Source organism: Cellulophaga sp. 3_MG-2023 (assembly GCF_030546975.1).
Taxonomy (GTDB): Bacteria; Bacteroidota; Bacteroidia; order Flavobacteriales; family Flavobacteriaceae; genus Cellulophaga.
In genome coordinates this window covers 983176-1001150 of sequence record NZ_JAUOPS010000002.1, presented here as the reverse complement: position 1 = coordinate 1001150, position 17975 = coordinate 983176, and the positions used below count along the sequence as shown (strand labels likewise).

The window sequence follows — 17975 nt, the reverse complement described above, 5'->3', positions numbered from 1 at the left end:
GTCTTACTTTTTGTATTTTAAAACTTCAGATCTTCCTTTTTTAAATATTTTGTTGCTAACGGTTTTTCCGCGTCTCAATTCTTTTTGTTCTTCAAAAGGTAATGCGTGTATATCTTTACATTCTGTAGAGCAGCAATTGTTCATCTCTGCAGCGCATTTTTTACATTGTATAAACAATAAATGGCAAGCTTCATTAGCGCAATTTACGTGCTCGTCACAAGGTTCCCCGCATTGGTGGCAGTTTGCAATTACATCATCAGTAATGCGTTCTCCTCGTCTGTGGTCAAAAACAAAATTTTTGCCAATAAACTTATTTTCTAAGTTTTTATCATTCACTTGTCTGGTGTATTCTATAATTCCACCATCTAGTTGGTATACGTTTTTAAAACCTTTGTGTTTGTAGTATGCACTGGCTTTTTCACAGCGGATGCCACCTGTGCAATACATTACTAGTTTTTTGTCTTCTTTATGGTCTTTTAAATCGTTTTCTATAATATCTAAAGAATCTCTAAAAGTGTCCACGTCTGGTGTAACAGCATTTTTAAAGTGACCAATTTCACTCTCGTAATGGTTACGCATATCTACCAAAACAGTATTTGGATCTTCAATAAGCTCATTAAATTTTTCAGCATTAACGTGCACTCCTCTGTTTGTAACATCAAAAGAATCATCGTTCAAACCATCTGCAACAATTTTATTACGCACTTTTACCTTTAGCTTTAAAAAGGACATGTTGTCTTGTTCAATAGCTATGTTTAATCGTACATTTTCTAAAAAAGTAATGCTATCTAAATGCTCTTTAAAGGCATTAAAATTTTCTGCAGGAACAGATAATTGGGCATTTATACCCTCTGTGGCTACGTAAATACGACCAAGAACATCCATCTGGTCCCAGGTAATAAAAAGGTGATCTCTAAATAAAGAGGTGTTGCCTATGTGCGCATATTTGTAGAAAGAAATGGTTAGGCGTTCCTTACCAGCCTCTTCAATAAGGGCTGCTCTTTCCTTGGCGCTTAATGTATTGTACAGTTGCATGCTATACTAATTTTATTAAGTTAAAGAATAGCGGCAAAGGTAAAAACTATTACACTTTTAGGCAACAAAAAAGGACCTTAACACATAGTTAGGTCCTTTTTAGATGCTTTTTTCTACTTAACCAACAAAGCAGAAAAAATAATTTTGCCTTAGAATAACGGAATCCTAGGGCGCCTTCGTTTTAGGATTGAAGGTGAACACACCTTGTAGATGCAGCTTTGGTAAAAAGGTTGCGTTGGCATTGTATTATGACAAAAGAAGTGGTAATTTAGCGGTACAAACACTATTAGAAATGAGCAACGAAAAAGAAGCAAAATTAAAAGCGTTAAAATTAACTTTAGACAAGCTAGATAAGACTTACGGTAAAGGTGCTGTAATGAAAATGGGCGATAAAGTTGTAGAGGATGTAGCTGTTATCTCTTCCGGATCTTTAGGTTTAGATATTGCCTTAGGTGTAAACGGTTATCCACGTGGTAGAGTGGTAGAAATATACGGTCCAGAATCTTCTGGTAAAACTACATTAACGTTGCACGCTATAGCAGAGACGCAAAAAGCAGGTGGTATTGCAGCATTTATTGATGCAGAGCACGCTTTTGATCGTTTTTATGCAGAAAAATTAGGAGTAGATATAGATAATTTAATTATTTCTCAGCCAGACCATGGTGAGCAGGCTTTAGAAATTGCAGATAATTTAATTAGATCTGGTGCTATTGATATAGTTATTGTGGATTCTGTTGCTGCTTTAACGCCTAAGAGTGAAATTGAAGGTGAAATGGGTGATTCTAAAATGGGATTACACGCAAGACTTATGTCACAAGCATTACGTAAGTTAACTAGTTCTATTAGTAAAACTAATTGTACTGTTATATTTATTAACCAGTTAAGAGAAAAAATTGGAGTTATGTTTGGTAACCCAGAAACTACTACTGGTGGTAATGCATTAAAATTTTACGCTTCTGTACGTTTAGATATTAGAAGGTCTACACAAATTAAAAGCACAGATGGTGATGTTTTAGGTAACAAAACACGTGTTAAGGTTGTTAAAAACAAAGTTGCACCACCATTTAGAACTACTGAGTTCGATATTATGTATGGAGCAGGTATATCTAAAGTGGGAGAAATTTTAGATTTAGGTGTGCAGTACGAAATAATTAAGAAAAGTGGGTCTTGGTTTAGTTATGGCGATACTAAACTTGGTCAAGGTAGGGATGCTGTTAAAAATATATTAGCAGATAACCCAGAATTGCTTGAAGAGTTAGAGGTTAAAATTAAAGATGCTATTAAGGCTCTTGCTGAATAATTTTATACAAAAATTACAATTCCTTTTGCTTTTAGAAGGAAAATTCTACAAAATCCCGATTTTTTCGGGATTTTGTTGTTTCTAACGCAACCTTACTGTTTATAAACCATCTAAGGAGTAACTATTAATTTTATTACAGATGAAAAAAAGTTTAAGTATTTTAATGCTTGTGATAGCGAGTTTTTCCTTTACGGCTTGTTCTTTAGATGATGATGATAATACTAATTTTAAATATGTAAATTTAGAGGTAATAAGTGCAGAGGTTCCTGAAGCTTTTGAGTTTGGAGAAAAGTATACCATTTTTGTTACCTATGCGAGTCCAAATACTTGTACTTATTTTGAGGGTTTTGATATTCATAAACACCAACTAACAGAGCGTGAAGTGTACCCAATTGGTACAGAGTTAACTGGTAGTAATGATTGCCAAGAAAGTACAGAAGAGGTAGAGGTCTCTTTTGACTTTGAAGTAATTTATAAAGAAGATTATTTATTTAAATTCTGGACAGGACAAAACTCAGATGGTGAAGACCAGTACATAGAGATTGCGGTACCAGTAAACGAATAAAATATTTATAACCAACTAGTATATCTTTATTGGACTTAAACGAAACTATACATAATTGTGTAAAGGGTAATAGAGCTGCGCAAGAGCAACTTTATCGCCATTACGCACCTATGCTTTATGGTGTTTGTTTAAAATATTCTAAAAACAAAGTTGAGGCAGAAGATAATTTACACGATAGTTTTATGACCATTTTTGATAAAATTGGTCAGTTTAAATTTAATGGCTCTTTTGACGGTTGGATAAAGCGTATTACTGTAAATACTGTTTTACAGAAGTATAGAAAAGAGAGCTATGTGGCAATTAAACAAGAAGAGGAGATAGAAGAGCCTGTAGAAATAGAGGTGGGCGAAAATTCACCTTCATTGTCTGTTTTACTAGGTTATATACAAGAGTTGCCGTACAAATACAGAACAACATTTAATTTATATGTATTAGACGGCTATACGCACAAGGAAATAGGAGATTTGTTGGGTACAACAGCAGGGACATCTAAGTCTAATTTGGCTAGAGCACGACAAATTTTAAAGGGTAAAATAGAAAAAACAAAATTAAAAATAGTAGTAGCAATAGTGCTGTTTTGTCTTCTGCAATGGTAATTGTATGTAGTTTATATTATATAAAATGAGTAAAGAAAATTTAGACAAGCTTTTCCAAGATAAGTTTAAGGACTTTGGAGATATGCCAGACGAAAAAGTGTGGCAACGGCTTAATGCGTCTTTAGATCAAAAGAAAAAAGACAGGTTTTTAATTCCTATTTGGTGGAAGCTTGGCGGAATTGCAGCTGCTTTAGCGTTGTTGTTTTTTGCAATAAAACCTTTTTTTAAGGCTGATGATGCAACACTACCAACTATTACAGACACAGAGCAGGTGTTACCTAAAACTGATGTTGAGGTTGTAAATAAAGATTCTAGAAGATTTGAAGGAGAAGGCTCTAGCAAAACTAACTCAGATTTAAATATTGAAGAAGAAGTAGTTGTTGGTACAACTAGTGCTAAAAAGAGCCAGGAGACTTTAGCTATTAAAAACACGGCTGTAACTAATAAAAGTAAGAAGAGTAATGACCGTTTTAATGCTTTTGGAGCTTCACAGAAGAATGGCAATGATATAAAAAGTGAGGTTAATAGTTCTTCAGATGCTCAAAACGGATATTCTAATAGTGTTGCAGATGCTTCAATAAAGAATAAAAATGCTAAGCAAGAGAATTTAGAGGCTGGTAATGTGGATAATGTTGAAGCAAAGTCTTCATCGGCCTTAAAAGATAAAAAAGAAGAATTTTTGTCTAAACAAATAGAAAAAGCTGTTGTAGATATTGATACTGTTGGTAAAAAATCTATTTACGATGCTATAAAAGAGAACAAGGAAGAAACTGTTGCGTCTGCCAAAACGGACAAATGGTCTGTAGGAGCTAATGTTGCACCCGTGTATTTTAATTCTTTAAAAGATGGTTCTCCTGTAGATCCTAGTTTTGTATCTAACTCAAAATCAGGTAATGTAAATATGAGTTATGGTGTAACTGTGGCTTATGAGGTAAGTAAAAAATTGAGTATCCGCTCTGGTGTGCATAAAGTAGATTATGGCTATAATACCAATAATGTGTTTTTTAAGTCCGCATTTGATCCGGCAAGTAATAGTATGGTTAATACTATAGATTATAATGCAAGTGCAGAGAGTATTGTTATACAAACTAATAGAGATGCACTTTCAGAACCTAGTAATTCTAAGGTAGAAGAGGTTAGTTATGCCGCTAAAAGCACAAGTAGAGAAGGTAAAATGGTACAGCAATTTGGGTATTTAGAAGTTCCTTTAGAGCTTAATTATGCGCTAATAGATGGTAATTTTGGTGTGCATTTAATTGGTGGTGTAAGTTCTTTGTTTTTGGTAGATGATTCTATCTCATTAGAATCGGAAAATTTAGTAACTAAAATAGGAGAGTCTAATAATATAAACAGTCTTAATTTTAGTACCAATATTGGGTTTGGATTAAACTATAAGTTTACGCCGAATATGCAGCTAAGTGTAGAGCCAATGTTTAAGTATCAGTTAAATACATTTTCTAATACTTCTGGAGATTTTCAGCCTTTTTCTATGGGTGTGTATAGTGGTCTTAGCTTTAAGTTTTAAAAAGATATACCAGTTGGTTTTTTACTTTGCAGCTCTTTAAGTATAACGTTTCGTACATCTTCTCTTAATGTTGCTTTATGTTCTTCGTCTAGCTCATTGGTTTCAAAAAAAGAATGAATTTTTACGCGCAATAAACCCGGACTTCCACTAAAAAAGGTAAAAGAAAATCTTTTTTTACAGTCTAAAAATGTCATTGGCACAATAGGTATTTTATGAGCAATAGCCATCTTAAAAGCGCCATCTTTAAACTCATCTAAAATAACGTCTTCTTCTGGTACGCCACCTTCAGGAAAAATACAAATACTTAGTCCTTGTTTTAGTCTTCTTTGTGCACGCATATATACAGCAGTTCTACTTTTGGTATTGCTGCGGTCTACCATAATACACACACGTTTGTAAAAGAAACCAAATAGCGGAATTTTAACTAACTCTTTTTTGCCCACAAACACAAAGGGGTTTCTACTAGCGCGTAGCATTAGCATAATGTCTAACATACTAGTATGGTTTGCAACCAACATATAACTTTTTCCTTTTTCTATCTTTTGTTCTCTTTTTATTTGTTGCGGGCAACCCATACCTAATAAAATTGGTCTTGCCCAAAGGTTGCGTGCCAACCAAAAAAAGTATGGGTACCATTTTTCTTTAATGCAAAAGATAAATAATAACGGAAAAAATAAGAGTATAGGTAATGCCACAAGTATGTAAAACCAAATGCGGTAAATTAGGTGACCTATGTTTTTAATAAAAGTGAACATAGCTTCAAAAATAGTAATTAATTAAAACTAAGGTTAAAAAAGTTTACTTTTTAAATAATATCAAACTAAAAAAACCAAAAACCAAAATGTTGGTCTATTCTTCTATTTGCATTACCTTTGATTTTTACAATTATTTTAAATAAAATGGCAAGAGTTTTAACAGGAGTACAGAGCACGGGAGTGCCGCATTTAGGTAATATTTTGGGTGCAATTATGCCAGCTATAGATATGGCAAACGACCCAAAAAATGAATCTTTTCTTTTTATTGCAGATATGCATTCGCTAACACAAATAAAAAATGGAGAAGAATTGCGTAACAATACTTATGCTGTAGCTGCTACCTGGCTTGCTTTTGGCTTAGATATTGAAAAAACTGTTTTTTACAGACAAAGCGATGTTCCGCAAACAACAGAATTATCATGGTATTTGAGCTGTTTTTTTCCGTATCAAAGATTAACCTTAGCACATTCTTTTAAAGATAAGGCAGACAGGTTAGACGATGTTAACGCTGGTTTATTTACTTATCCAATGTTAATGGCTGCAGATATATTGTTATATGATGCTGAGATTGTGCCTGTGGGTAAAGATCAAATGCAACATTTAGAAATTACAAGAGATGTAGCTTCTAGGTTTCATGCACAATTAGGAGAAACATTTGTATTGCCACAAGGTAAAGTGCAAGAGGAGTCTAAATTTATTCCTGGTACAGATGGCGATAAAATGAGTAAGAGTAAGGGGAACTTAATTAATTTGTTTCAGACAGATAAGAAGTTGCGTAAGCAAATAATGGGTATCCAGACAGATAGTACACCAATGGAAGATCCTAAAGAGCCAGAAGGTGATAATGTGTTTGAGTTGTATAAAATATTAGCAACACCAGAACAGGTTGAAGAAATGCGTGCTAAATATAAAGCTGGTAACTATGGTTACGGACACGCAAAGCAAGAATTGTTTGAGGTTATTGTAGCTAAGTTTGCAGATGCTCGTGAAAAGTATGAGTATTATATGAATAACTTAGAAGAAATAGATGCTGCTTTAGCAATAGGAGCAGCAAAAGCAACAAAGGTTGCAAATGAGGTATTAAGTAGAGTAAGAGCAAAAGTTGGTTATTAACTTTTGCCCTTATTATACTGGGTTCTTTTTATTTAATAGAAATTAATTCTACATCAAAAATTAAAGCGGCGTAAGGAGGTATTTGGCCTCCTGCTCCTCTTTCTCCATAAGCTAGTTCTTGCGGAATGTATACTCTATATTTAGAGCCAACAGACATTAATTGTAATGCTTCTGTCCATCCTTTTATAACTTGTGATACACCAAAAACAATAGATTCTCCGCGTTGCATAGAGCTATCAAAAATAGTTCCGTCTATAAGTTTGCCTTCATAATGTACTTCTACTTTATCATCTGCCGTAGGTTTTGTGCCATCAGCAGGAGTTAAAATCTCGTATTGTAATCCGCTTTCTGTAGTTTTTATGCCTTCTCTTTTAGCGTTCTTGGCTAAAAAGTTTTCACCTTCTGCTCTTAGTCTTTTAGCTTCTTTTTCTTTATGCTCAGAAATGTTTTTACGAATTAAATCGCTAGCATCTACTTTAGTAATTTTTTCTTCACCATTTAGAGTTTCTTCTAAAGCAACAGCGAACACATCATAGTTTATAGATTGTACTCCTACAGATTTTAAGCTACTTCCTATTTCTACACCAAATGCATAACTAAACTTGTGTATACTGTCGTTTAGGTTTACTTCTTTGGCTTTTTTAAGTTCATTTAACTCGTTTTTTAGGGTAGAGGCTTCAGATTTTAAAGCGGCTACTTCCTTTATTAAGTCTTTCTTTTTTTGAGCAAAACTTGCTGTGCTTATAAAAAGAGCTATTGCTGCAATTACTAATTTTTTCATTTTATGATTTATATTTTTGTACGAAAATAACCAAAATCAGTAGTATTTCTTCACAGGTTTATTTCTATTTATAAAAAACTAAAAACCAACTAATTAGTTTGTGCTCTAGAGTAGAGCTCATTACCTAATGCCTTGCTTTGTAGTTTTAATGAGTATTTTAAGAGGTAAACTACTTTGTTTTGGGTTTTTATATGTTTAATTTACGTAGTGTTAAACTAAACAGTCTTTTTTTAATGAGATAAGTAGATTTAAATTGCTTTGTGTTTTTCTAATTTTTATATGGCTTCAAACAATTTTCCGGGTAGTGGTCTAATTGCACCTTTCATTTCCATATTTAATAGCGTAGATGAGGTTTTAAAAACAGGAATGTTGCATGCTAAAGCAATAGTGTCTAGCAATTGTTTGCCTTCAGTTTGTAAATAAGAGTGTATTTGTTGCTCCAAATCGCTTAACTCTACAAACAACTGTTTTTGTATATTCTGATTTTCATTTTTTTGAGTTTCCCAATCTAATAAATAAACAACATCTGCCGCAGAAGTTATCATATGTGCTTTTTGCTGCTTAATTAGATTGTTGCAGCCTAAGCTGTACTTGTCCTCGGTTCTGCCTGGTACTGCAAAAACATCTCTATTATAGCTATGCGCAATGTCTGCGGTAACTAAGCTTCCGCCTTTTTCTGCAGATTCTATAACCACTGTGGCTTCACTTAAACCGGCAATAATTCTATTTCGTTTTAAAAAATTCTCGCGTTCTGGTGTACTAGTGCTCCAAAATTCGGTTAAAAAGCCACCGTTTTTTTCTATGTCAGCTGTGTATTTGCTGTGCACTTTTGGGTAAATTTGGTTTAGACCGTGTGCCAAACAGCCAATAGTTTGTAACCCGTGTTTTACAGCTTCTTTTTGTATACAAATGTCTACTCCGTATGCAAAGCCACTTACAATAACTGGATTTAAAGGAGCTATGTCTGCTATAAATTTTTCGCAAAAAGCAGTGCCGTAACTTGTTATTTTGCGAGTACCCACAACACTAATAATTTTTCTGTTTTTTAAATCGATATTACCTCGTTTAAACAATAAAATAGGAGCATCTATAGCGTGTTTTAGGTAATCTGGATACGCTGCATCTGTAAAATATAAGGTTTCAATATTATTTTTCTCTATAAATTGAAGTTCTTCTTCTGCAGCATCTAAATGAGCTGTATCAAAAATATTCTTCAATTTTAAAGTGCCAATCCCATCAATTTTTAAAAGTTCTGCTTTTGTGCTACTAAAAATTTTAGAAGCACTGCCACAATGAGCAATTAATTTTTTGGCTGTAACACTTCCAATATTCGGAATGCTTTGCAATCTTAAATTCGCAATTAATTCTGTTGTAGTCATTTAGAGGCTTTCTGTAATTGAGCACAAAATACAACAATTAAAATGTTAATAAAAAGTTGAGTGAAATGTTAAAAGCAAGATGATTTTTTACAATATTTGCCACAATGCGAACAGAACAATATATTGAAGAATTATTATATAGGTACAACTGTGTTGTAATACCTGAGTTTGGAGCTTTTTTAACGCAAAAAAAGTCTGCTGAATTAGATAAGGCTACTAATACCTTTACGCCACCTACTAAGATAGTTTCGTTTAACCAACAAGTAAAGTCTAACGATGGCTTGTTAATAACATATATTGCAACGGCTGAAAAATCTACCTACGAAGTAGCTTTAGAAGCGTTGACAAAAGAAGTTGAGCATTGGAAGAGAATGTTAAAATTAGGGCAAAGAATTAAGTTTGCTTCTGTTGGTGAGTTGTTTCTAAACGAAGATGAAAAAATTCAGTTTATACCAGCTAACCAAGTAAATTACCTAACTACATCTTTTGGTTTGTCTACCGTAGTAGCATCACCAATTACAAGAGAAGTTTTAAAAGAGGAAGTAGTTGCTTTAGAAGAAGAGGTGCCTTTTATCATTACTCCAGAAAAGAGAAAAACTAGTGCGTTTAGACCTTATTTAAAATATGCAGCAATTGCTTTGTTGGCAGTTTCTACAGGATTAACAGGTTTACGTTATTACAATACTACCGTTGCTATGCAAGAAGTTGCACAGCAAGATGCCAATGAGCAAATATCTAGAAGTATACAGGAAGCTACATTTTTTGATGCTACACCATTAGAATTGCCTTCTTTATCTTTAGATATTATTGCTAAACCAGCATCACAAGAGCATTATGTTATTGCAGGTGCATTTAGAGTGCAAAAAAATGCAAACAGAAAAATAGAAGAGCTAAAAGAACAAGGCTACAACGCATTGTATGTTGGTGTTAATAAATATGGTTTGCACCAAGTTGCTTATGCTAGTTTTAGTGATGCTAACGAGGGTATAAACTACCTAAATAAAATAAAATCTAGCGTATCTTCAGACGCTTGGTTGCTCTCAGTAAAGTAAAATATTTTCTTTTTTAAAGTAAAAGCGCAGTATCTTTGCGCAAAATTTAAAAAATAGAAAATGCATACACCTAAAGATAGTAGAACAGTTATGACAGATTTGGTACTCCCTAGTGAGACCAATCCGCTAAATAACTTGTTTGGAGGAGAACTGTTAGCTCGTATGGATAGAGCTGCTAGTATTGCTGCACGTAGACATAGTAGACGTATAGTTGTAACGGCATCTGTTAACCATGTTGCTTTTAATAGATCTGTTCCTGTTGGAAGTGTTGTTACAGTAGAAGCTGCTGTTTCTAGAGCTTTTAAGACTTCTATGGAGATTTTTATTGATGTTTGGATAGAGGATAGGTTTAGTGGTGAAAAAACAAAAGCAAACGAAGCTATTTATACTTTTGTTGCTGTTGATGATACCGGAAAACCAACTGAAGTACCTGCATTAATTCCTGAAACTGATTTAGAAGTTGAGCGTTTTGAAGCTGCCTTGCGTAGAAAACAATTAAGTTTAGTGTTAGCAGGAAAATTGAAGCCAGCGGATGCAACTGAGCTTAAAGCAATTTTTGTAGAAAAATAACAACTAGTATATTTTGTTGTAAATAGTTTAAAATAAGTTATTTGTACTTTTTATACTGATGAGTATATGTAAGAACGGCTTGGAAATTAATCCAAGCCGTTTTTTTTTACTATAAAAATGTTTTTGTTATTTGTTGTACTTGTTTCAATCCATCTGGATCTAACGCAGTCTTTAATTTGGTAAAATCTTCTGCCCATGCAGATGTTCTTACTCGTAAAGGAGGCTGCTCGTTGTTTGATACCTCTGCAATTACTTCTGCTACTTGTAATGGAGTTTGGTATGTGCTTTCTGAAGTTTCATTAGCTCTTTGTTGGTTACCTTCCATATATTTTTTAAAAATAGGAGCATATTCTCCAGTTGCAAATTCACCTTTAACAGCTGTATTTTTTATGGCAGAATTCATAAATTCCGTAGAAATTCCTCCTGGTTCTATAATAGAGAAGTTAATGTTAAAGCTGGGACTAACATAGGTTGCTAAGGACTCTATAAAGCCTTCTACCGCAAATTTAGCACCACAATATAATTCGTTAAATGGCTGGCCAACCAAACCACCTACAGAACTTAGAGTAATTATATGGCCACTTTTTTGCTTTCTCATATGTGGCAATACTGTTTTAGTTGTGTAAACAACACCTAAATAGTTTACGTTTGTTACCCATTCTATCTCTTTTTCTGTTGCTTGTTCTATTGTTTTTCCAAAACCTGCTCCTGCATTGTTTAGTAATACATCTAACTTACCATCTTTGCTAATAATTGTTTCTACAGCTTTAGTTATTGTTTCTTGCTTAGTTACATCTAGCTCTAAAATATCTATATCTAGATCGTCTTTTTTTATGCTTTCTTTTAGTGCATTACTTTTTTCAAGGTTACGCATTGTAGCGTATACTTTGTATCCGTTTTTAGCAAACAGTATTGCAGATTCTAATCCTACTCCTGTTGATGTTCCTGTAATTAATACGTTTTTTTTCATTTTTGTGTAATTTTATTTTATGGACCGAATATTCATTCCAATTGTTAAACAAATTTTTTTACTCTTTAATCGCATCCCAAACCAAGTCAATTTGGTTTTTAAGGGATTTATTATTGTTATTAGGTAAATTAATCCATCTTAAATAAGATAGTATTGAGCCACCTATAAATTGTAGCAACTCGTCATTTTCTATATTTTTAATAATATGCTCTTTTTTTCCTTTTAATAGAAGAGATATAGCACCTTCTATGGCGTTGTAGCCAACATTTTTACTTTCTGCTGTAATAATTGGAGATGCTTGCAATTGGTCCATAAAACCAAAGTATAGTCTGTTTTTAGTAAAAAAGTCAACTACAATACTATAATACATCTCAAACTGAATTTTAACAGGTAAATCTTTATTAAATACAGTATCTAAGATCTGTTTTTCTTCTTCTTTAATAGCTACATAAATAGCATTAATTAAAGCTTCCTTGTTTTCAAAATAATTATAAATAGTTCCCATACCAGTATTTGCTTTTTTTGCTATTGCAGACATTGGTGTAGCGTGTATACCGTTTTCTACTAATAACTCCAAGGCAGCTTTTAATATGGTTTCTTTTTTATTCATACGGCAAAGGTAAAGCTTTTGGAACAAGTATTCCAAAAGCCTTAATTTTAAATTTCTGTTAAAAGTTTAAATGGTGGCTTATTTAAATCAGTTTTGTTCTAATAACAACTGGTTTTTCATTGAGCTTTGTAGCGGCTAAAACCTTAAAATTAGCAATATGAGGTTGTTGCCCGTGTAAATCTAAACCAGCTTCATTCTTCCATATCTCATGAAAAATAAATGTATTGTTATCTGTTAAGCTTTGCTGTAAGTCATATTTTATACAGGCTTCTTCTTTTAAGGTTTCTACTACCATATTTTGTAAAGCAGCTTTAACCTCTTCAGTAAACTCTGGCTTACTCTTAATTATTGCGGTTACATAAATTTTCATAAATCTAGTCTTTAAATTGCTGTTGCAAATGTTGCGAATAAATTACCATATCTCTATTTATATCTGCATTTTTTTCTACATCATGAAAGTGAAAACTTTTAATAGGATTCATTCCTGTAAAAGCATTCATTTTGTGAAACCCAAATAATGGTCCGTCATCAACACTAGTTTCATTAAAGAATTCACCAGGCATAGTAAAGGCTGTTCTAGGCGCATTCCAACTACTTGTAACCATATACTTTTTGTTGTGCATAAGTCCACCCGTTCCGTAATTTATATTCGGATTTGTAGATCGTCTTCCGTCACTACTGTAAATACCATTGTTGTGTCCTTCTGTAAAAACAACATCTATGTATTTTTTAAAATTATGTGGTACTTGAAACCACCATATAGGTGTGTGGTAAATAATAATATCTGCCCAAACATATTTTTTTACTTCTTCTTTAGCGTTATAACCATTGGCAATATGAGTTGTTTTTACCATTGTACTGGGCATCTTGCTAAAAAAAGCTTCAGTTGCATTAGTTATTGTTTTATTAAATTGTCCGCTAGAATGACCAAAATTTTGTCCTGCATTTATGATAAAGATATGCTTCATTTTATATTTTTTTTAATTAAATGGCAAAGTTATATCTTGCTTAACTATAATTAAAATAGTATAAATTATACATTTGTATTATGATACTAATACTTGTCTCGTGGTAAATTTGGAATGGTACAGAACTTTTAAAGAAATCTATAAAACAGGAACACTTACTAAAGCAGCTAATACATTGTATATTTCTCAGCCAGGAGTAAGTTTACATTTAAGTTCTTTAGAAAGTTATGTTGGTTATAAATTGTTTGATAGAACAGGAAGAAAAATGATACCAACAGAGCGTGGTAAGATATTATACAATGTAATTTCTGAAGGATTACATATTTTAGAGGAAGCTGAAAAGAATTATAAGCAAAGCACAGAGAAACATACGCCAACAATTAGTATAGGAATGTGTTTTGAGACTTTTCAGATTACTTTAGAGCAATACATTTCTACGTTACCTTTTAATGTTATTATCAGGTTTGGTGAGTACCAAGAAATGCTAGAAAATTTAGACAAAGGCATTTTAGATTTAATAATTTCTCCGCATAAGGGTAACGCTTCAAACATTACTTACGAGCCATTTTCTAATGAAACTATAATTTTGGTTGGTGGTAGTGAGGTAGATGATACGCTTTTTCAGGAATTAATTAAAACCGAGCAATATGCTAAAGCAGAACATTGCTTAAAGCAAGAAAAATGGTATGGTACTACTGGTGATATGGAGCATTTGTTTCGATTTTGGCAATATAATTTTGGTCATCGGCCAGATTTTAGGCCTAACTATATTGTTCCTAACTTAAACTCTATACTTAGGTGTTTAAGTAGTGCAAAAGGTTTAGCTGTAATTCCAGATTTTTTATGCAAAAAAGAAATTGAAGAGGGTAAAGTTAAATTACTTTGGAAGGGTCATAAAGAGCTTACTAATACATTATACTTTGCTAGCAGAACTAAAACATCATATAACGCAGAAATTGATTTAATTAAGGGGCTTTTTAGAAAATTTATTGGATAATCTGTTTATATACCAATTGTTATTTAACTCATATGCAAAATATAAACTAATGAAAAAACAGATATAAAAACCCATAATGCAAAGGCTAAAATAATAGGTTTTGACCCTGTTGTTTTTAAATCTTTTATAGATATGGTTGTACCCACAATAAACAATGTAAGTACTAATAAACGTTTAGAGTATAAAACAATGTTAGTTGTAGCAAAAGAGGGTAAAATATGGTAACTATTTATAAGTATAGCACAGATAAAAAGTATAATAAAATAAGGAATTTTTATTTTTTCTCCTTTAGTTTTAAAGATAAACATAGATAAGACAGACAAAGGAATAATCCACAATGTTCTAGATAGTTTTACGGTTGTTGCAATTTTAAGAGCTTGGTCTCCGTAATCTAAAGCTGCACCAACAACAGAGCTTGTATCGTGTATGGCAATAGCGCACCAGAGTCCAAATTGTGACTGACTAAGACCAAGCCAGTGACCTAGAGCAGGAAATAAAAATAAGGCAATAGAGTTAAGTAAAAATACTACGCCTAGTGCAATACTTATTATTTTACCATTAGCCTTTATAACAGGAGCAATTGCAGCAATGGCGCTACCACCACAAATAGATGTTCCTGAAGTTATTAAATGACCTAGTTTTAGATCCATCCTTAAAAATTTGGCTAAAATTAACCCCAAACTTACGGTTAGCACAATAGAAAAAAAAGTAAGACTTAAACCATCCTTGCCTGTTTGTATGGTTTCTTTTAAAAACATTCCAAAACCCAAACCAATAACAGATATTTTTAAGAAATAGTGAATAGCTTTGTGGCTATACGTTTTAAAAGGGTTTTTAAAAATTAGAGTAAAAATAAAACCTACAGTTAGCGCAGTTGCACTATTTATTAATCCGCTTATTGCCGCTATAACAATGCTGAAGTATATAATTTTTGTAATTAAGATTTTCATATCAAACTATATTAATCTGATACAAAACTAGAGCTAACCTATAACTGTTTTGCAAACATTAAAGCTATGTTGTATAACTAAAGGTTATAGTTAAAGCGAATGTATTTTTCAAAGTTACTCATAGTAGTATTTTGGTACCCAGTTCTAGAAACAAAGTAAAACCAGCGTTCTATAGTAAAATCCTTAATGTCTATTACCTTTAGTTTGTTATGTAGTAAATCCTCTGTAACTGCATTTATAGAAAGCAAAGCATAGCTGTTAGAGTAGTATAGGTAGTTTTTTATGGCTTCGGTACTATTTAAGGTAACAACCGTATTTAGTTTTTTAATGTTGTTTTGGTGTAAGAATTGCTGAATAATTTTTTTTGTGCCAGAACCTATTTCCCGTTCAATTATTGGTAAATTTTCTAATTCTTGTAGTGTAATTAGTCCTTTTTTATGAGTAGTATTTTTTACGTTTGTTACAAGAACAATTTCGTCTTTAATAAACTTATTAAAATGTAGGTTTGGATTGGTGTTTTTACCTTCTGTAATGCCAAAATCTATTTGCTGATTTAAAATTAGCTCTTCAATTTCATCAGAGTTTTCACTGTCAATTTTAATACTTGTATTAGGAAACTGAGTTTTAAATTTAGCTATTACTTTTGGTAAAATATAGTTTGCAATTGTAGTACTTGCTCCAAAACTAATTTCATCTGGGTATGTTTTTTCTTTATATAAAAATTGTTGATCTATTTCTGCGTAGATATCTAAAATTCTGTTTACGTAAACCAAAAATGCTTTGCCGTCTGCGGTAAGCTCTATAGAGTTTCTTTTTCTAATAAAAAAGGCACATTTATAATCGTCCTCTAAATTTCTTATTGCTTTAGAAACTGCTGGTTGTGATATAAATAACTGTTCTGCTGCTTTAGTAAAGCTTGCGTGTTGTGCAACGCTTTTAAATATGTGAAGTTTATTTTTCATAGATGAAATTTAGCAGCTTAGAGTTACAAAATTACTGATAACTTTTCTGGTGCAATATTTTTGCACTACTTTTAAGTACGTTTAATTATAGGTATTCTAGAATTATTTGGATTTACCTATTTTATAAAGAAAAGAAAGCCTAATTACATTATTCAGTAGGCTGAATTAAATCCCACTTATTGCCATACAAATCTTTAAAAATGGCAACTGTACCATAAGGTTGTTTTACGGGTTCTTGTAAAAATTCAACTCCGTTTTTACTAAAAGAGTTGTAGTCTCTTAGGGCGTCATCAGTCTGCATAAAAAAAGCAACACCATCACCAGCTTGCTTGCCAACAGTTGCTTTTTGTAGCTCAGAACTAGCAAGAGAAAGTACCATACCAAAATTAGTCTGGTTTTTAGCTTGTATTGTAACCCACCTTTTTCCATCACCAAGTTGTACATCTTCAACCAAAATAAAATTTAGATTTTTAGTGTAAAATGTTATTGCATCATCATAATTAAGAACTAATAAAGTAGTATTTTTTACAGCGTGTTTCATAGTTTATTTGGTTTCGTATGCGTGTTTTTGTTTTTCGTAATCTTTAAATTCATTTTCTGTCATTTGAAAAATAATTTTTGAATACGTACGGTAATTTACAGCATCTTTTTCTTTTAAAAAATCTGTAATAATGTATTGTGTAAATGGGTATTGTAGATCTTTTGTTTTAAATGTAGAATATCGGTCTTTAGACTTTGGGTGTTTTTTTCTTAATATTTTGTATGACTTGTGTAGTGAGTGTGCTAAATACAAGCATAAATCAGACAATATACTTTTTGGTATTTTATCATTAACTATTGGTTTGTAATGGTTTTCAATAGTTTTATAAAAACTCTTTTTAGACTCAAGTTTATTTGGTTTTTTCTCTAAAGGCATTTGGTGGTCATTAGATTATTAATGGTATAAACCTGAAAAAAAAGTATAGCGCTACATATTAGGAGCGCTATACCTTAAGTTAATTATGGATTAGTAGACCATAATGATGCGTTTTTAAGCATAGCTCTTCTAGGTAGTTTTAAGCCAGCAACAATAAGCTCTGCAAAGTCTTCTGGTTGCAAAACACTATCTTTAGAATTACTGTCTGCAATGCCTAGCTCTATAGACATATCAGAAGCAATTGTACTAGGTGTAAGTGTGTTTACTCTAATATTGTTTTTACGAACTTCTTTCATTAAAGACTCAGACATACCAATTACGGCAAATTTAGAAGCTGAGTATGCAGATGTATTTGCATTACCGTTTAAACCTGCTGTAGAAGAAATGTTAATAATGTCACCAGAGTTTTTTTCTATTAAATGTGGTAAAACCTCTTTGGTTACATAGTAAACTCCCATTACGTTGGTTTGCATAATTTGTGCCCATTGGTCTGCCTCCATATCATTAAAAGATCCAAAAGCAGCAATGCCAGCGTTGTTTATTAGAATATCTATGCTTTTAAACTCATTAAAAATAGATGTAATTCCTTTTTTTACTTCAGCTTGGTTGCCAACATCAAAAACAGCATAGGTTGCATCTACACCTAAAGCCTTAATTTCTGCAACTGTTGCTTCAAGCGTTTCTTTATTTCTTCCTGTTATTGCAATTGCAACACCTTCTTTTGCTAAAGCCAAAGCAGTTGCTTTACCAAGGCCTCTACTGCCACCAGTAATAAGGGCCTTTTGTCCTTTTATATTTTCCATTGTTTATTATGTGTTAGGTTGAAATATGTAAAGTGTATTATTTCACTTTAATTGTATTACAAAAATATAGAACAATTAAGTTTTTAAGTAAGGAATAATGTTGGTTTTTTGTTAAGGTTTAAATTTTA

General features: G+C 32.4%; 21 protein-coding genes. 8 read left to right on the top strand and 13 right to left on the bottom strand.

Going from position 1 to position 17975, the window contains the following annotated elements; all coding sequences use genetic code 11:
* Window positions 1–3: 3 nt before the first annotated feature.
* On the bottom strand, window positions 4–1035 hold the full coding sequence (locus Q4487_RS09395; RefSeq protein ID WP_303539777.1) for a rhodanese-related sulfurtransferase: 1032 nt from the start codon (window positions 1033–1035) through the stop codon (window positions 4–6).
* A 292-nt stretch (window positions 1036–1327) separates the two neighbouring features.
* On the opposite strand from Q4487_RS09395, the gene recA reads away from it, so the two are divergent.
* The 4 genes from recA to Q4487_RS09375 all read left to right on the top strand — a co-directional run bounded on the left by recA (window position 1328) and on the right by Q4487_RS09375 (window position 5021).
* Complete coding sequence (gene recA / locus Q4487_RS09390) at window positions 1328–2335, top strand: recombinase RecA (RefSeq protein ID WP_100896793.1); 1008 nt, start codon at window positions 1328–1330, stop codon at window positions 2333–2335.
* Window positions 2336–2474: 139 nt separating this feature from the next.
* Window positions 2475–2900: a hypothetical protein gene (locus Q4487_RS09385; RefSeq protein ID WP_100894301.1), complete on the top strand. Its 426-nt coding sequence runs from the start codon at window positions 2475–2477 to the stop codon at window positions 2898–2900.
* A gap of 29 nt (window positions 2901–2929) precedes the next feature.
* The gene (locus Q4487_RS09380; RefSeq protein ID WP_303539783.1) at window positions 2930–3496 is read left to right on the top strand and encodes an RNA polymerase sigma factor; all 567 of its coding nucleotides are present in this window, start codon (window positions 2930–2932) and stop codon (window positions 3494–3496) included.
* Between the two features lie 25 nt (window positions 3497–3521).
* Entirely contained in the window at window positions 3522–5021 is a 1500-nt protein-coding gene (locus tag Q4487_RS09375) for an outer membrane beta-barrel protein (protein ID WP_303539785.1), read from the top strand.
* Here the strand turns inward: Q4487_RS09375 and Q4487_RS09370 are convergent.
* Window positions 5018–5776, bottom strand: a complete 759-nt coding sequence (locus Q4487_RS09370) for a 1-acyl-sn-glycerol-3-phosphate acyltransferase (RefSeq protein ID WP_100894298.1) — start codon at window positions 5774–5776, stop codon at window positions 5018–5020. The two genes, Q4487_RS09375 and Q4487_RS09370, sit on opposite strands and share 4 nt — an antisense overlap.
* A gap of 144 nt (window positions 5777–5920) precedes the next feature.
* Here Q4487_RS09370 and trpS point away from each other — a divergent pair, with 144 nt between their 5' ends.
* A complete protein-coding gene (gene trpS, locus Q4487_RS09365; RefSeq protein ID WP_303539788.1) occupies window positions 5921–6889 on the top strand; it encodes a tryptophan--tRNA ligase in 969 nt (322 codons plus the stop codon).
* 28 nt (window positions 6890–6917) lie between these two features.
* Here trpS and Q4487_RS09360 read toward each other — a convergent pair whose 3' ends face one another.
* Both Q4487_RS09360 and dprA read right to left on the bottom strand, forming a co-directional pair.
* A complete protein-coding gene (locus Q4487_RS09360) occupies window positions 6918–7670 on the bottom strand; it encodes an FKBP-type peptidyl-prolyl cis-trans isomerase (protein ID WP_303539791.1) in 753 nt (250 codons plus the stop codon).
* 275 nt (window positions 7671–7945) lie between these two features.
* Window positions 7946–9049: a DNA-processing protein DprA gene (gene dprA / locus Q4487_RS09355; RefSeq protein WP_303539793.1), complete on the bottom strand. Its 1104-nt coding sequence runs from the start codon at window positions 9047–9049 to the stop codon at window positions 7946–7948.
* Between the two features lie 104 nt (window positions 9050–9153).
* Here dprA and Q4487_RS09350 point away from each other — a divergent pair, with 104 nt between their 5' ends.
* Together Q4487_RS09350 and Q4487_RS09345 are read left to right on the top strand one after the other, a co-directional pair.
* The gene (locus Q4487_RS09350; RefSeq protein WP_303539796.1) at window positions 9154–10101 is read left to right on the top strand and encodes an SPOR domain-containing protein; all 948 of its coding nucleotides are present in this window, start codon (window positions 9154–9156) and stop codon (window positions 10099–10101) included.
* Window positions 10102–10161: 60 nt separating this feature from the next.
* Complete coding sequence (locus tag Q4487_RS09345; RefSeq protein WP_100894293.1) at window positions 10162–10671, top strand: acyl-CoA thioesterase; 510 nt, start codon at window positions 10162–10164, stop codon at window positions 10669–10671.
* Between the two features lie 109 nt (window positions 10672–10780).
* Here the strand turns inward: Q4487_RS09345 and Q4487_RS09340 are convergent, their stop codons facing one another.
* The 4 genes from Q4487_RS09340 to Q4487_RS09325 form a co-directional block, all read right to left on the bottom strand.
* Window positions 10781–11641: an SDR family oxidoreductase gene (locus Q4487_RS09340; RefSeq protein ID WP_303539799.1), complete on the bottom strand. Its 861-nt coding sequence runs from the start codon at window positions 11639–11641 to the stop codon at window positions 10781–10783.
* Window positions 11642–11699: 58 nt separating this feature from the next.
* Entirely contained in the window at window positions 11700–12251 is a 552-nt protein-coding gene (locus tag Q4487_RS09335) for a TetR/AcrR family transcriptional regulator (protein ID WP_303539802.1), read from the bottom strand.
* Between the two features lie 82 nt (window positions 12252–12333).
* Entirely contained in the window at window positions 12334–12621 is a 288-nt protein-coding gene (locus Q4487_RS09330) for a putative quinol monooxygenase (RefSeq protein WP_303539804.1), read from the bottom strand.
* Between the two features lie 4 nt (window positions 12622–12625).
* Window positions 12626–13219, bottom strand: a complete 594-nt coding sequence (locus Q4487_RS09325; RefSeq protein ID WP_303539806.1) for an NAD(P)H-dependent oxidoreductase — start codon at window positions 13217–13219, stop codon at window positions 12626–12628.
* A 100-nt stretch (window positions 13220–13319) separates the two neighbouring features.
* On the opposite strand from Q4487_RS09325, the gene Q4487_RS09320 reads away from it, so the two are divergent.
* Window positions 13320–14216, top strand: coding sequence for a LysR family transcriptional regulator (locus tag Q4487_RS09320; protein ID WP_303539808.1), 897 nt, complete (start codon window positions 13320–13322; stop codon window positions 14214–14216).
* Window positions 14217–14239: 23 nt separating this feature from the next.
* On the opposite strand, the gene Q4487_RS09315 is transcribed toward Q4487_RS09320, so the two are convergent.
* The 5 genes from Q4487_RS09315 to Q4487_RS09295 form a co-directional block, all read right to left on the bottom strand.
* The gene (locus tag Q4487_RS09315; protein ID WP_303539809.1) at window positions 14240–15166 is read right to left on the bottom strand and encodes a YeiH family protein; all 927 of its coding nucleotides are present in this window, start codon (window positions 15164–15166) and stop codon (window positions 14240–14242) included.
* A 77-nt stretch (window positions 15167–15243) separates the two neighbouring features.
* Window positions 15244–16128 (bottom strand): LysR family transcriptional regulator, encoded by an 885-nt coding sequence (locus tag Q4487_RS09310; RefSeq protein ID WP_303539811.1) that lies wholly within the window; start codon window positions 16126–16128, stop codon window positions 15244–15246.
* Between the two features lie 148 nt (window positions 16129–16276).
* Window positions 16277–16669, bottom strand: coding sequence for a VOC family protein (locus Q4487_RS09305; RefSeq protein WP_303539813.1), 393 nt, complete (start codon window positions 16667–16669; stop codon window positions 16277–16279).
* A 3-nt stretch (window positions 16670–16672) separates the two neighbouring features.
* Window positions 16673–17044 carry a hypothetical protein gene (locus tag Q4487_RS09300; RefSeq protein ID WP_303539815.1) on the bottom strand — a complete coding sequence of 124 codons (372 nt, stop codon included), beginning with the start codon at window positions 17042–17044 and terminating at the stop codon, window positions 16673–16675.
* Between the two features lie 83 nt (window positions 17045–17127).
* Window positions 17128–17847 carry a 3-ketoacyl-ACP reductase gene (locus tag Q4487_RS09295; RefSeq protein ID WP_303539818.1) on the bottom strand — a complete coding sequence of 240 codons (720 nt, stop codon included), beginning with the start codon at window positions 17845–17847 and terminating at the stop codon, window positions 17128–17130.
* Between the last annotated feature and the right edge of the window lie 128 nt (window positions 17848–17975).

Coding starts and splice junctions, on each gene's coding strand:
- Q4487_RS09310 (WP_303539811.1), bottom strand. CDS start 16,128: ATGAAAAATAAACTTCACATATTTAAAAGCGTTGCACAACACGCAAGC.
- Q4487_RS09345 (WP_100894293.1), top strand. CDS start 10,162: ATGCATACACCTAAAGATAGTAGAACAGTTATGACAGATTTGGTACTC.
- Q4487_RS09315 (WP_303539809.1), bottom strand. CDS start 15,166: ATGAAAATCTTAATTACAAAAATTATATACTTCAGCATTGTTATAGCG.
- recA (WP_100896793.1), top strand. CDS start 1,328: ATGAGCAACGAAAAAGAAGCAAAATTAAAAGCGTTAAAATTAACTTTA.
- Q4487_RS09300 (WP_303539815.1), bottom strand. CDS start 17,044: ATGCCTTTAGAGAAAAAACCAAATAAACTTGAGTCTAAAAAGAGTTTT.
- Q4487_RS09340 (WP_303539799.1), bottom strand. CDS start 11,641: ATGAAAAAAAACGTATTAATTACAGGAACATCAACAGGAGTAGGATTA.
- Q4487_RS09335 (WP_303539802.1), bottom strand. CDS start 12,251: ATGAATAAAAAAGAAACCATATTAAAAGCTGCCTTGGAGTTATTAGTA.
- Q4487_RS09325 (WP_303539806.1), bottom strand. CDS start 13,219: ATGAAGCATATCTTTATCATAAATGCAGGACAAAATTTTGGTCATTCT.
- Q4487_RS09295 (WP_303539818.1), bottom strand. CDS start 17,847: ATGGAAAATATAAAAGGACAAAAGGCCCTTATTACTGGTGGCAGTAGA.
- Q4487_RS09305 (WP_303539813.1), bottom strand. CDS start 16,669: ATGAAACACGCTGTAAAAAATACTACTTTATTAGTTCTTAATTATGAT.
- Q4487_RS09350 (WP_303539796.1), top strand. CDS start 9,154: ATGCGAACAGAACAATATATTGAAGAATTATTATATAGGTACAACTGT.
- Q4487_RS09385 (WP_100894301.1), top strand. CDS start 2,475: ATGAAAAAAAGTTTAAGTATTTTAATGCTTGTGATAGCGAGTTTTTCC.
- Q4487_RS09395 (WP_303539777.1), bottom strand. CDS start 1,035: ATGCAACTGTACAATACATTAAGCGCCAAGGAAAGAGCAGCCCTTATT.
- Q4487_RS09360 (WP_303539791.1), bottom strand. CDS start 7,670: ATGAAAAAATTAGTAATTGCAGCAATAGCTCTTTTTATAAGCACAGCA.
- Q4487_RS09330 (WP_303539804.1), bottom strand. CDS start 12,621: ATGAAAATTTATGTAACCGCAATAATTAAGAGTAAGCCAGAGTTTACT.
- dprA (WP_303539793.1), bottom strand. CDS start 9,049: ATGACTACAACAGAATTAATTGCGAATTTAAGATTGCAAAGCATTCCG.
- trpS (WP_303539788.1), top strand. CDS start 5,921: ATGGCAAGAGTTTTAACAGGAGTACAGAGCACGGGAGTGCCGCATTTA.
- Q4487_RS09375 (WP_303539785.1), top strand. CDS start 3,522: ATGAGTAAAGAAAATTTAGACAAGCTTTTCCAAGATAAGTTTAAGGAC.
- Q4487_RS09370 (WP_100894298.1), bottom strand. CDS start 5,776: ATGTTCACTTTTATTAAAAACATAGGTCACCTAATTTACCGCATTTGG.